Consider the following 12,668-nt stretch of genomic DNA (forward strand, 5'->3'; position numbering starts at 1 on the left):
AGAAAAAAGAACGAACTTTGTATCCCCGCAAGGGAGTGTTTTTGGGGAATAATTATTTTACGTACCTATTTTTGGTGAGCAATGGTAAAAATTGAAAATATAGAATTAGGAGACTTCCCTCTGTTGTTGGCGCCGATGGAAGATGTGTCTGACCCGCCGTTTCGGGCAGTGTGTAAAGAAGGCGGAGCTGATTTGATGTACACCGAGTTTGTCTCGTCGGAAGGTTTGATTCGCGATGCGGCCAAAAGCCTCCAAAAGCTAGATATTTTTGAATACGAGCGCCCTATCGGGATTCAGCTTTTTGGGAGTGACATCGAAACCATGGGCGAATGTACCAAAATCGCGACCAAAGCAGGCCCTGATTTGATTGACATTAACTACGGCTGCCCTGTAAAACAAGTCGCTTGTCGCGGGGCGGGTGCGGCTTTGTTGCAAGATATTCCCAAAATGGTTAAAATGACCGAAGCCGTAGTGAAAGCGACCCACTTGCCCGTGACGGTTAAAACCCGCTTGGGATGGGATGAATCCACCAAAAATATCCAAGATGTAGCCGAACGCTTGCAAGATATTGGTATCAAGGCATTGACGGTACACGGGCGCACGCGCGTTCAGATGTACAAAGGTGATGCTGACTGGACGCTCATTGGTAAAATCAAGGATAATCCACGCATTCAAATTCCCATTTTTGGCAACGGTGACATTGATAGCCCCGAAAAAGCCATCGAATACCGCAATCGCTTCGGCGTGGATGGCATCATGATTGGACGGGCGAGTATCGGTTATCCTTGGATTTTTAACGAAATCAAACATTTTATCAAAACGGGCGAGCACTTAGCGCCGCCTACCACCGCCGAACGCGTACGAGTGTGTCGTAAACACCTCGATTTTTCGATTAAATGGAAAGGTGAACGTACGGGTATTTTGGAAATGCGCCGCCACTACGCTACTTATTTTAAGGGCTTGAACAATTTTAAACCCTACCGAATGCGTTTAGTGGAAACCCTTGACTATGCTCATATTCTAGAGATTTTGGATGAAGTAACCGACATCTACGCCCTAGAAAAAGTGGAAGCGTAAGGGATTCATCAAACCTTTTGAACTATGCACACTCACTGGTTAAGTAGTTGCCTTGTGTTGTTGATAACAACGTTGGCAGTGGCTCAAAAAAACACCCAAGGTATTTCGGGACAAGTACTTTGGAAGGCAGGGAATTTTATGCCTACCATTGGAGCAAAAGCGTCAGTTCCTAAGGCAGTGCCCGTAGTGAGAGAGCTGTATATTTATGCTTTGACGAACGACAAACAAGTAGAAGCGGGAGAAGAAGCGGGTTTTTATCAAAAAGTGAATTCAAAACTTGTCCGAAAAGTAAAAACCGATAAAAAAGGGCGTTTTTCAGTGACGCTGCCAGTGGGCTACTATTCTGTTTTTACCAAAGAAGAAAAAGGGTTTTATGCCAATCTATTTGATGATGCCATGAATATTAACCCCGTCCAAGTCCAAAAACGTCGCTGGACAAAAATGGATGTGGTGGTTGATTATCAGGCGGTTTATTAAAAACAGAACCTCCCGAAAGTTTGTAACCTCCCGAAAGTTTTGAACTTTCGGGAGGTTTGTTATTTCTACTCCCTAACTACCTTCACCGAAGACTCTATTTTCCCGTTTCGTTTGTAGGAAAGAATGTAAGTCCCCGACGAGAGTTCATGGGTCGAGACTTCCACTTCGTTTGCGTTGCCTGTGAGGGTAACCGTTTTAACCAATTTACCTTGAATGGTATGAAGTTCAAGCTGCGATTTGTCGGTCAAACTCTTTGATTTGAGCAAGTTATTCAACTTTACTTTCATTACATTTTCAAACGGATTGGGCATTACTTTTAACAATGATGGTTCCAATTCTTTTTCTTCCTCAAGGGCAGGAGTTACCTCAACGGCGGCTTCTCGTGCAGTAGCATGAGAAGGTTCTGACAAGAGGTTGGCAGGAAGCATTTGGGCACAATTCCCAGCGGTTCCCATACCTGGCGTTACTGTTATGGTACGACAAGCTTTGGCTACGCACTCACAAGGGCCATTGCCGTTGTCAGCATAAACGGTCAAGCAGACATTATACGTACCTGCACTGAGGTAAGTGTGTGAGAAGGTAGCACTGTTTGACCAGTTCCCATCACCAAAATCCCAATGATATGCCGAAATAGGATAAGTACTCGTGCTGCCTGTGGAGTTAAATAATACTTGCAAGCCATTGGCGGCAAAACTGATACATGGCGTGATGGTGCATACACATTTTGCTACCACAATTTGGTAGGTAAGTGTTTGTTTGCCGCAGCCATTGTCGTAGGTGAGTGTAACCGTGTAAGTACCTGGATTAGCGTAAGCATGGCTTGGATTAAGCGCTGTAGAGGTAAATCCATCGCCAAAGTTCCACAATACATTTTGAACAGGACAATCGCTTGCTACCAATCGCAACGTCACGGGTAGTCCCAAACAGGCTGTTTTGGGGACGGTAATGACGGGAGTGCAGCAACATTTTTTCGATTCGGTTTTGGTGCAAGTAGTACCATTGGCAAACGTAATGTTGTAAGTAATAACTACATTGCCGCTCGAAGTAGCTTTGAAACACGCATCAACAGTCGTAGAGTCGCAAGTACCCGTCGGGGTAAATGTATAAGTTGAAGTTCCTACGTAGCTTGTCGGTGCGGGGTTGCAGGTCCATGCCAAGTTCGTAAACGTACCGTTGGTCAACGTTACCTTGATTTGTTTTACTGGACACGCGACTTTCAATTTACTACAACACAATTTGTCGGTCTGAACAATTTGGGTTTTTTCGCAACAATTTACTGCCGCTGCATCAATGGAAATACAGGCCAAATTAGACTCACTTGGGGTGAGGTTTACGTCGGTATTGGCGTTGTTGATGTACATCAGGGCTGCGGCCTTTGCGGCAAAGGTATTACACGCTTTTTGGGTGTTTTGTGCCGTGGCACTTACCAAAGCCCTGAAGTCATATTGCTGCGTAGCGGTTGGCATAAAACTACTGCCAAAATTCGCTTTTACATTACGAGCACTGAGCGCTGCGGCTGTCCAAGTGGTGGTATTGCAACCCCCAGGAGAATACGATAGGTCAGGAAGGCAAATGTTGACCGAATTGGCGTAGGTGGACGAAGCACTCAATGGCGTTGCACTTACAAAATTTTGGTGCAAAACATCAAATTGACTACCACGGCTAACTGGGCGGTTGAGCATCAAATAATCCGTCGTTACGTTGTCGCGGGGGAGCATGTCAAAGAATAACAGATTTTTGAGCGCAGCTCCTGTTTTGGTCAATCCCAAGCGATATATCACGTTTGTATTAGGATTGGTTACTACGGAGGTAGCGAAGGTTGTCCCGTTGTCTTTGCTTACTTTTTTATCTAATGTAAAGCCAAAAACCGCGTTTGTTGTCAAATATTCGGTATTGGAAGTAGCTAGTACTGCCGACAAATTGGAATGAACTCTAAAGAAGTTAGGAATAACGCCAACGGCAGCATTGTTGAGGACTTTTACGTCAAATTCGATGAAATAAAAAGGTACGCCCGCCGTGCCGTATTGACCGCAGTTGGGGTAATAAACATTAGCGCAGCTAGTACCGATGGTTGGGATGTTCCAACGCAGGTTGTTTGCTGCGTGGGCAGTAGAAACGCCCGTCCAGGCAGTAGTTCCAGCGGGGATACCCGAGCCTGCCGTACATACTGGGCTGTAATTGCTTGAAGTATAGTAGGTTTCGTTTCCGACGTACTGCAAATTTGCGTTTAACAAATCATTGATGTAAGCGCCCGACAGTACGGCTGTACCAATGTTTTGAACCCGTAAACGATACCGCAACACTTGCCCTTGATTATAAGTGGTTTGTTTGTTACAAATTTCTTTGAAAGCACAAACGTTGGTTGTTGGTGGATAAATCGCGATGGTATTACAAGAAGTACGAACCGTGGTAGGATTAGGCATGGGGTACCTTAAACTCGCACAGTTCATGATGCTGCTTGGAGCTATTGAGTTAATGGTAAAGTTGATGCGATACGTTACGCAGGCACCAGCGGCGAGTGTACCATTGTTTTGAAAATAAATGGCAGGATTAGTCCCTAACGTGGCGGTGTAAGTTTGGGTCGAAGTGGCATTGACCAACACATTGGACGAGTTGACGTTGATTGTCACAGGGTTAGCAGGAGTTCCTGTTACCTGAATGCTCGTGACCGTAATGCCCGTCGGGATGTTGTCATACACATTGAAGCTGGTGAGTGGAGAGGTGCCATTGTTACAGACGACGATGTTGTAGTAGCCTGCGCAACCAATGGCATTTCCCGATACATAGGCATATTTACTGATTTGTCCAGAGGTAACGGGCGCTGATTTGGTCACACAAATTTGGAGCGAATCGGCGTGTTTTCCGCAATTGGGAGAGGTAGGTTTGCCCAAATCACCCGTTAACACTGCTTTATTCGTGCGACTGGTGTTAATGGCAAAACCAGGATAATAGATTTTGATTTTGGCCTGCCGCTGAAAATAGTTTTGCGTAGCGTCAAGCGTTCCCAAGCCTGTCCAAGTGATATTGGTGCCCGATGCAGTGATAGTGCCCGTAGCGGGAGCAATGGGTGCGCCGCTAATAAATACAGCACCTACTGGCATTCGATCCACAATGGAGGCATTTTCCAAATTGAGAAAACCGTACAATCCCGTGTTTTTATAAACTGAGACAATGTATTCAACAGTGTCGCTCAACGTCGCCCATTGGCATGTGCCGCCCGTGTAAGGCAGTCCAGTGGGTACTTTATAGACTTTCCATGGGTCGGTTGCTTGGGCGGTGGTACTTACGTAGCCTGTACAAAGGTCAGCCCCTGTGGAGGTTCGTAAGCAAGCGCGGTTGCGAGCGGTTTCACCGTTACAGGTGGTTCCAGCGGGAAACTTTACATTGATTTGAAAAGAGCCCGAGCAAGTTGAAGTTGTAGCGGGTACCTGATACGAAACTTGCGTACCACCGACAACGGTTGTTTGAGATACGCTTGGTGTACCACATACTGCCGTCGCAATGACGTTGTCAACCACCAATGGGCTAGGTACTACATCCGTGATGGTCGTAGCAGGTGAACCCGCAGGAATGGTGTAAAAAATCGTGTAGGTAAAACCTACTCCCGTAGGAGTCGTCGAATTGCTAACCACTTTTTTCAAAAAGTAACCACCAAGGTTAGCTTCTTGAGAGGTCGGAGAGTTTTGGGCAAAAGCGCATATCGCCAATGACCAAAACAACAAAACCCTCCACCAATGTGTAGTAAATGGTTGTTTCATAAGGCAAGTAAGAAGTGTGAGAAATAGAAAAAATTAATGCGTTTTTAACGCGACTGTTGAAGCATATCAACGGAAAAATAGAAGCAAAAATAATGCCGTTTCCTACGAGCGTGTAGGAAAAATGCACATCTAAAAAGGAATACTATTGTTTCGGAAACATGCCCATTAATTGAATGTTAATGAGCATGTTAGTGAAAGTACTATCAAAAATTGTGCCACATTTTTATTGCAACGCATACAATGCAAAGGAAGCCAGCCAGTGCTCGCCGCCGTAGCCACCATTGGTGATTTGGGGTAGGGTAGTATTGATAAAATGCTGAGATGCTTTGAGCATATTTGCCCGACGAGGGTCGGTTTTGGGAAGGGCTTCAACAATGCCTTTCAAGCACCAAGCCCGACTCAATGAAAGACCATCTAAGTGAACAATCTGCATGTCGTTTCGGTCGCTTACGATGGGGAGTTTGAGAATGTTTTGCAAACCAGCGGCAGGCATAAATCCATTGAACCACTTGGTGAATGCAGCGGGCGTCAATATACGTCGCATTAGGTCTGCTACTTCCAGACTCGGGGATAAAAAATCGGAACCATCGGGTTCTTGGATGGCGGGTGCTTGCGTATTGTTTAAATAAAAATACTTGGCTTTTTCGACGATTTTGGCTTCAAAAGTGGCATTTTTAACCGTACGGGCGTAGTCAAGGGCAAACACCAAACCGAAAGCCGTATTGGGATGAACGCCCGTGCGATTGGGGTAGGTTTGTTTGGGTAAAAATGCCGTCCAAAGCTCCACTACTTGCTGGGTGAGCGGACGTAGATGCTGGTGCCATTGGCGGCCCTGCGGGTCGTCCCATGTGGCCAATTCTTCGTCGAGTTTGAGCAACCAAGCCCAGCCGTAGGTACGTTCAAATGTGCGCGAAAACTTGTATTTGGTAAAATACTCAGCTTCGGTTTTCATCTTATCGGGCTGAAAACTATCATCCAATATTTTGCGAATTTCGGTTTCTTCGGGAAGTCCCTTGAAGGTTTTAAGGAGCCGAACTAGCATCCAGTGCCCGTGTACAGAAGAGTGCCAATCCAAACAGCCATAAAAAGCGGGGTGTAGCTGCTTGGGGGTGAGTTTGGCGTCATTCTCGGCTTCGATGGTATGACCCGTTTTGTTGGGATATTCAGTATGGATACAATGCAGGGGGAGTTTTGCCAAAAAAGAAGCGCCAGCGGACGTAAGGCGCAATTGGTCATTTTCTTTGACAAGGTAGGTGTTTTGGGCAAAGAGCACGGTGAACGGAAAAAAGAGTAAAAAATAAAAGCTATTTTTCATTTTGTTGATAATGAAGTAGTTAAGGGTGATTTGGGTACATTTTGAGGGGTAAAACGCTAAAATCGCCTACGAACTTACTAATTTTAAGCGTTTTTCGACCTTACGCATGACTTTTTTCAATCTTTCTATCCAAAAACGCTTCTTAGTTTCGCTGTGTTTGTTGCCGCTGGTGATATACGTGGTCTTTTTTGAAGCCATTGCATTGAATGCCAACTACGTGGCATACGACGATATTCACGTGCTTCAAATTGTAGAACAATGGCAGAATGCGGCATCTTGGCGCGACAAATTGGACTGGCTGACCATCGGTTTTCCCGAACACCGCATCGTGTTTACGCGTTTGGTGGTGCTCTTGTCGTACTGGCTGACAGGAAGTGTCAATTTCAAAACGTTGATGGTCATCAGCAATTTACTTTGGGTTGGTCAATTGGGGATATTGTTCAAAGTTTTTCAGAAACTCAATCTCTCTTTTGCGTACTTCATTCCCTTGTGTTGGATTGTCCTCAACGTGCATTCGTTTGAAAATATCTTTTGGGGAACAAGCTCGCTTGGAAATTTTGGGCTACTCTTTTTTACCATGATGGCTGCGTATGGATACACACAGTTGTCGCCCAAGTACAGTTGGATAGGGATTTTGTTCTCAGTTTTTGCCACATTTTCGTACGGAAATGGCCTGTTGACTTTTCTAATTGGAGGAACGATTTTGGCTTTGTCGAAGCGTTGGAAAGAGATGAAGCTCACTTTGGGGGCATTTGTGCTAACGATGGGACTTTATTCACTCACCCATTCGCACGCGTCTCCAAGCTCACTGGATCTGACAAAAGCGGAAAACTATTTACAAGCAATCATTTGTTTTTTAGCCTTTATTGGATCTTCGGTAAATTTTGATGCTTACAGCCCCTCTACGTTGGCTCAGTGGCTTTCAGTCGTTTTTGGGGGAGTACTTTTGACAGTAAATGCCTGGGCCTTGTTTCGACATACTACCATCACAACGAACCCGCGTACGATTACATTAAGACTCAACAAAGTGCAGTGGTTTGCGCTATACATGCTGTTATTTGTGTGTTTGACCTCTTTGGGCGTCGTTTACAAACGGGCCGAATGGGATGGTTTATATGGTATGTTCAAAGGACGCTATCGGATGTACCCCACTTGGATGTTGATTCTGACGTATTTGTTGGTGTTGGATTGGAATCGGGAAAAAATAACCCAGAAGTGGTTGGCGATTGGGATGGGAATTGTGGTGATTTTCAATACCTTGGTGTTGTATTACGCCATTGCACCTGCGGTCAATAACCGCCGAATGGCAGTAGCACAGGAGTTTAATTCGATGTACAATGCCGATTTGTTGGGCCTAAAAATGTTTGATTTAACGGGGACTGACTTTCTCCGATTGCAGAAACTGTACCAGCCATCTTTATTTTTTAGACAATACGAGAAACAGTGGACAGCTTCGACGGATTCACTTTCAACGAATGGAAATTTCAAGGTTGATTCGGTTTTTTGGAGCAACAAAAACCTGAGCGTTTACTATCACCGCGATTTTATTCGGCCTGTCAAAAACATGGATGATGGGGCCTATGTCGTTCTGAAATCCGCGTCGCACGTTTACATGGCTGGAGGAATGCAGCAGGCCCTTCCGTTGAAAACATTTCTCCGAAGAGGCTGGTATTGGGATAGGGGATTTATGGCAACTTTTGTTCCTGGGGCGGTCGTGAAAGGCAACTATCGGATGTATGTGCTACTGCGTCAGAATGGTGTTTCAGAATTACTCGATACGCAAAAACAAGTGACGTTTTAGGTACCAATATTTGCCAGTAATTCGGAGGAGGCCAGCAGGTTTTTGATGGGGGCAAAGGCATTTTTGTTAGAAGCCGCTTTGAGGGGAATCAGCGGTTCTCCGTGCCTACTCACCACGCCTACCCATTCGCCTTCAGGAGAAGGGTCAGGGAAATGTTGCCACACATAATCATTTACCCGTTGCCATTGTTTCAAAAGGCTGCGGTCTTGCAAAACTTGGTAAGCTCGTAGCAATGCCGTGCAGGCTTCTAATTGCACCCAAGCGTATTTATAGTAAGCGTCGGGTTCGCTGGCGGGCAGGCTTTTAACGTCCAGCCAATGATAATAACCACCGTAGGCTTCGTCCCAAGTAGTTTCGGCTAAGTAAGCAATGTGCTGGGCCAACTGCCTGCGAATTTGTCTTTTATTGAGCGAATAGGTCAGTTCGTAAAAAGAATTGAACGCTTCAAAAACGCGCCCTGCGTGGATTCTTCGCCCCAACAAGCAATCGGAGTATCCGCCTTCTGAAAACACATTTTCTAGTAAAATATCGGCGCGAGGTTCCCAAAAATGTTTCATCAACTCGTTTAAAAGCGCTTCCCCTCGTTCGCGAAAAGCTTTTTCGGAAAGGCAGTTTTTGGCGGCCATTAGCCCACGGGCGAGGCTACTTAATTCGGCGATTTGCTTTAAATGCCGCCCTGTTAAAGGTTCTTCAGTGTATTTTTGAAGTCGTTTTTCACGCTTACGAACCGCTTTTGTCAACGATTTTTTGGCTGCTTCGGCATAGGTTTCATCTTCGGTAATGTCGTACAAAATACCCCACGCGGCGCAGGCAGCAGCTTCGACTTGGGTGTCTTTCACCTCGGCGACACCTCGCCCCGTAATATCCACCGACTCCCACCAATTTTCTTTGGCATCGGTAGCGTATTGGAGCAGAAAATCAGCACCTTGGCGGGCATAGTCCAGAAAAGTAGGTCGGGCTTCGGTTTGGTACAACTTCGCAAAAGCCCAAGCTTGCTGACCGTGCCAGGCCATCCACTTGTCAGTCGAAATGACTTCTCCTTTGTTGGATAACACACAATAATAACCACCATTGACATGGTCGATGGCGAATTCGAGCCAAAACGGAACGACTCGTTGTAAAAGGTCTTCGCGGTATTGTTGGGCGTACAAAAGCAAATTCATGCCGCAAAAATAGATTTTTTTTTACCTTTGTTATGTACCCAAACCTTCCCAAAAGGCTAGAATTTCATCATGTATTTTATAGAATCTATTCGTTTGCGGCTCATTCCGCTCACTACCCAGCAGTTACAACTACACGCTAGTGACTACTTAGGGTTACAAAAATCGCTAGGTCTTTCTCCCCGCCCCATGAAAATGGAAGAAGAGTTTCAACTGGAATTCGACGATGCCTTGGCCAATTACTGGTTGCCCGAAACGGCGGCAAACGTGGCCAATTATCAGTGGTTTACCAATTGGCTCATTGTTGAAAAAGAAAGCAATTCGGTGGCGGGAGGAATTGGGGTGGCAGGTATGCCCAATGACAACGGCGAAACCGAAATGGGCTACGGCCTAGACGAAGATTTTCGGGGTAAAGGCATTGCGACCGAGGCGGTTGAGTGCTTGATGAAATGGGTGTTCAAACATCCAGCAGCCCACGCCCTCACTGCCCAAACGCCCGTTCGACTGCCGCTTTCTCAAAGGGTCTTGATCAAGGCAGGGTTCTCTCAAGTAAAGGAAGAAAATGGCATTATTTTGTGGCGAAAAGCCAAAGTAGGTTAGTTTACGCCCTTAAAAAGCAGTACGTTTGCAAAAAATTTAAACCAATGAAAATAGCAGCTAATCAAGTCGTAGCGTTGGCCTACGAGCTTAGTATTATGAACGATACCGACGAGTGGCAGATGGTAGAAACCGTCGGTGAAGACCAACCTATGTACTTCATTCAAGGGATGAGTGGCTTGCCAGAAAGTTTTGAAGATAAAATCAACGGGCTTGGTGTGGGTGAGTCGTTTGATTTTACGCTTTCTCCCGAGGAAGGATACGGCGATTATGACATGGAAGCTGTTGCCGAACTCCCGATTGATATTTTCAAGGTGGACGGTGAGGTTCAAGAAGATATGCTTCAAGTGGGCAATATGATTCCAATGACCAATGAAGATGGACATCGTTTGATGGGACAAGTCGTAGAAGTAAATCGTGAGTTTGTGTTGATGGATTTTAACCACCCATTGGCAGGCCGTAAGATGCACTTCAAAGGCTCAGTGATTAACGTCCGTCCTGCTACGGCCGAAGAACTAGACCACGGCCACGTTCATGGCGAAGGTGGAGTGGAACATTAGCGATTTTTTGGTTTGGAGTTTTGGGTTTACTGTTTGGCGTTTGTTGCTTTCTAGCACAAAAGAGTGAACATAAAAACCCAAAACCCCAAACAGTAAACCCCAAATTGAACTACACCAGTGGTTCTTGCTGGCTAAGACAGTGGAAGCTGCCGAGGCCCCAAACGATTTCGGTAGAATCAATGCCGACAACCTTGCGGTCGGTGAAACATTGACTTAAAATATCCAATGCTTTTTGATCGTTGGCGCAGCGGAATGTGGGTACAATAACTGCCGCATTGCTGATGTAAAAATTGGCGTAAGAAGCAGGCAAACGCAAGTCTTCACTGTACAAAGGCGTTGGCATGGGCAACTCAACGATGTTAAGTTGTTTTCCATTAAGCAAACGCATCTGCTTCAATTCATGGATATTTTCTTGTAAAATCTCGTAGTTGTCGTCCGATTTGTTCTCTTCAACAATCGCTACCACGGTATCTTCATTCACAAAGCGCACGGTGTCGTCGATGTGCCCGTCGGTGTCGTCTCCTACGATGCCATCGCCCACCCAAAGGATTTGCTCCACTCCGTAATAATCGCACAAGTACTTTTCAATTTGCGCTTGATTTAAGTGCGGATTACGGTTTTCGTTGAGCAAACAAGCCCTGCTGGTCAATAATGTCCCTTTTCCGTTAAATTCCACCGAGCCACCTTCCATGATGATGCCAGGAGTGACGTAGTCGAGGCCCAAATAATGAGCAATCGCTACGGGAATTAGGTCGTCGTTGTTGAACGGTGGATATTTTCCTCCCCAAGCATTATAACCCCAATTGACCACCAGACGTTTTTTGGTTTCAGGATTAATCAAAATACCTGGCCCATGATCGCGGCACCAAGAGTCGTTGGTGGCGTGGAGCGGAAGCTCAATTTGATTAAGGTCGATTCCAGCCCCTAGCAAATGAAGTTTTATCGTTTGTTGAACCGTTTCGTTGTGCGCATTGATACACACCTTTTCGCCCTCGCTGATGGCCTTAATAAATTCCAAATACGCAGGAAGTATTTTAGGCTGGCGCTCGTACGTCCAAGAGGCTTCGGTATGAGGAAAACTCAACCAAGTAGCGCGGTGTGGATGCCATTCGGCAGGAAAGAAAAAGCCCTGTTCTTTGGGCGTAGATGAAATTGACATGATGCTTTGTAGTCTATTAAGCAGTTTTGCAGCTACAAAAATAGGGAGAAATGTAGATTGTTTTACGACCCGCGTGTAGGTTCGTTTCGTAAAGTCTGTGTATCTTTCGTTGAAATTTTTCCTTCTTCACCTCAACAAAATAAACGTATGCGTACTTGTCGATTGATTATTTTACTGGTATTTGTAAGCATGACTAGCTTTGCCCAAAAGAAATTTCCCTATATCAAAAGTGGGGGAGGGATGTTTGAAGTGCCTGAAGCAGAGCCAATTGTTGACCCCAAAATGAAGTACAAAGTGTTGTACGAAATTTCAAAAGGAGCTGATAAACCCGACTCCGTCAACAGTACCTTGGATAAGTTGGCCCGCTTGGCGAATCTTCATTTATCGGCAGGAATTCCGAAGCAAAATTTAGACGTGGTGGCCGTGATACACTTTTTGGGTACGCCGTTGATTTTGAGCGATGAAGCTTACAAAAAGAAATTTGGAGTGCCGAATCCTAACACGGCATTAATCAATGAACTTGCGGCAAACGGTGTCAAGTTTTATATCTGCGGCCAGTCGCTGTATATGCGTAAACTGGAAAAAGAACCGCGCAACCCTGTGATTCACGTCACGTTGTCGGCCATGGTTTTAATGACTACGCTCCAATCGAAGGGGTATGTGCCTATTATTCCGTAGCAGTTTGGCAATTTTGGGAACCATATAAGACATATAAGTGCATATAAGTTTTTCTTATAATCCCTTATATGTCTTATATGGTGTTC

At 45.5% G+C, this 12,668-nt stretch carries 10 protein-coding genes; 6 read left to right on the plus strand and 4 right to left on the minus strand.

The genetic code is table 11. The features are described 5' to 3' along the window. The first annotated feature begins 81 nt into the window (after positions 1-81). The gene (gene dusB, locus K339_RS0126775) at positions 82-1,077 is read left to right on the plus strand and encodes a tRNA dihydrouridine synthase DusB (RefSeq protein ID WP_028526348.1); all 996 of its coding nucleotides are present in this window, start codon (positions 82-84) and stop codon (positions 1,075-1,077) included. Between the two features lie 24 nt (positions 1,078-1,101). Then, positions 1,102-1,554, plus strand: a complete 453-nt coding sequence (locus tag K339_RS0126780) for a hypothetical protein (protein WP_028526349.1) — start codon at positions 1,102-1,104, stop codon at positions 1,552-1,554. Positions 1,555-1,619: 65 nt separating this feature from the next. Here the strand turns inward: K339_RS0126780 and K339_RS0126785 are convergent, their stop codons facing one another. Then, complete coding sequence (locus tag K339_RS0126785; RefSeq protein ID WP_028526350.1) at positions 1,620-5,312, minus strand: PKD domain-containing protein; 3,693 nt, start codon at positions 5,310-5,312, stop codon at positions 1,620-1,622. Between the two features lie 223 nt (positions 5,313-5,535). Next, entirely contained in the window at positions 5,536-6,627 is a 1,092-nt protein-coding gene (locus K339_RS0126790; protein WP_028526351.1) for a DUF2891 domain-containing protein, read from the minus strand. A gap of 106 nt (positions 6,628-6,733) precedes the next feature. Here K339_RS0126790 and K339_RS0126795 point away from each other — a divergent pair, with 106 nt between their 5' ends. Beyond that, the gene (locus K339_RS0126795; protein ID WP_028526352.1) at positions 6,734-8,428 is read left to right on the plus strand and encodes a hypothetical protein; all 1,695 of its coding nucleotides are present in this window, start codon (positions 6,734-6,736) and stop codon (positions 8,426-8,428) included. On the opposite strand, the gene K339_RS0126800 is transcribed toward K339_RS0126795, so the two are convergent. Continuing rightward, the gene (locus tag K339_RS0126800) at positions 8,425-9,591 is read right to left on the minus strand and encodes an AGE family epimerase/isomerase (protein ID WP_028526353.1); all 1,167 of its coding nucleotides are present in this window, start codon (positions 9,589-9,591) and stop codon (positions 8,425-8,427) included. The two genes, K339_RS0126795 and K339_RS0126800, sit on opposite strands and share 4 nt — an antisense overlap. A gap of 69 nt (positions 9,592-9,660) precedes the next feature. Between K339_RS0126800 and K339_RS36265 the strand changes: the two genes are divergently transcribed. Both K339_RS36265 and K339_RS0126810 read left to right on the plus strand, forming a co-directional pair. Further along, positions 9,661-10,188, plus strand: coding sequence for a GNAT family N-acetyltransferase (locus tag K339_RS36265; protein ID WP_028526354.1), 528 nt, complete (start codon positions 9,661-9,663; stop codon positions 10,186-10,188). 44 nt (positions 10,189-10,232) lie between these two features. Next, positions 10,233-10,745 (plus strand): FKBP-type peptidyl-prolyl cis-trans isomerase, encoded by a 513-nt coding sequence (locus K339_RS0126810; protein WP_028526355.1) that lies wholly within the window; start codon positions 10,233-10,235, stop codon positions 10,743-10,745. A 109-nt stretch (positions 10,746-10,854) separates the two neighbouring features. On the opposite strand, the gene K339_RS0126815 is transcribed toward K339_RS0126810, so the two are convergent. Beyond that, positions 10,855-11,904 (minus strand): agmatine deiminase family protein, encoded by a 1,050-nt coding sequence (locus K339_RS0126815; RefSeq protein WP_028526356.1) that lies wholly within the window; start codon positions 11,902-11,904, stop codon positions 10,855-10,857. Positions 11,905-12,051: 147 nt separating this feature from the next. Here K339_RS0126815 and K339_RS0126820 point away from each other — a divergent pair, with 147 nt between their 5' ends. Beyond that, positions 12,052-12,582 carry a DsrE family protein gene (locus K339_RS0126820; protein WP_028526357.1) on the plus strand — a complete coding sequence of 177 codons (531 nt, stop codon included), beginning with the start codon at positions 12,052-12,054 and terminating at the stop codon, positions 12,580-12,582. Positions 12,583-12,668 lie beyond the last annotated feature (86 nt).

Origin of the sequence: Runella limosa DSM 17973, from assembly GCF_000482465.1 — a bacterium.
Lineage (GTDB): Bacteria > Bacteroidota > Bacteroidia > Cytophagales > Spirosomataceae > Runella > Runella limosa.

Coding starts and splice junctions, on each gene's coding strand:
- dusB (WP_028526348.1), top strand. CDS start 82: ATGGTAAAAATTGAAAATATAGAATTAGGAGACTTCCCTCTGTTGTTG.
- K339_RS0126780 (WP_028526349.1), top strand. CDS start 1,102: ATGCACACTCACTGGTTAAGTAGTTGCCTTGTGTTGTTGATAACAACG.
- K339_RS0126785 (WP_028526350.1), bottom strand. CDS start 5,312: ATGAAACAACCATTTACTACACATTGGTGGAGGGTTTTGTTGTTTTGG.
- K339_RS0126790 (WP_028526351.1), bottom strand. CDS start 6,627: ATGAAAAATAGCTTTTATTTTTTACTCTTTTTTCCGTTCACCGTGCTC.
- K339_RS0126795 (WP_028526352.1), top strand. CDS start 6,734: ATGACTTTTTTCAATCTTTCTATCCAAAAACGCTTCTTAGTTTCGCTG.
- K339_RS0126800 (WP_028526353.1), bottom strand. CDS start 9,591: ATGAATTTGCTTTTGTACGCCCAACAATACCGCGAAGACCTTTTACAA.
- K339_RS36265 (WP_028526354.1), top strand. CDS start 9,661: ATGTATTTTATAGAATCTATTCGTTTGCGGCTCATTCCGCTCACTACC.
- K339_RS0126810 (WP_028526355.1), top strand. CDS start 10,233: ATGAAAATAGCAGCTAATCAAGTCGTAGCGTTGGCCTACGAGCTTAGT.
- K339_RS0126815 (WP_028526356.1), bottom strand. CDS start 11,904: ATGTCAATTTCATCTACGCCCAAAGAACAGGGCTTTTTCTTTCCTGCC.
- K339_RS0126820 (WP_028526357.1), top strand. CDS start 12,052: ATGCGTACTTGTCGATTGATTATTTTACTGGTATTTGTAAGCATGACT.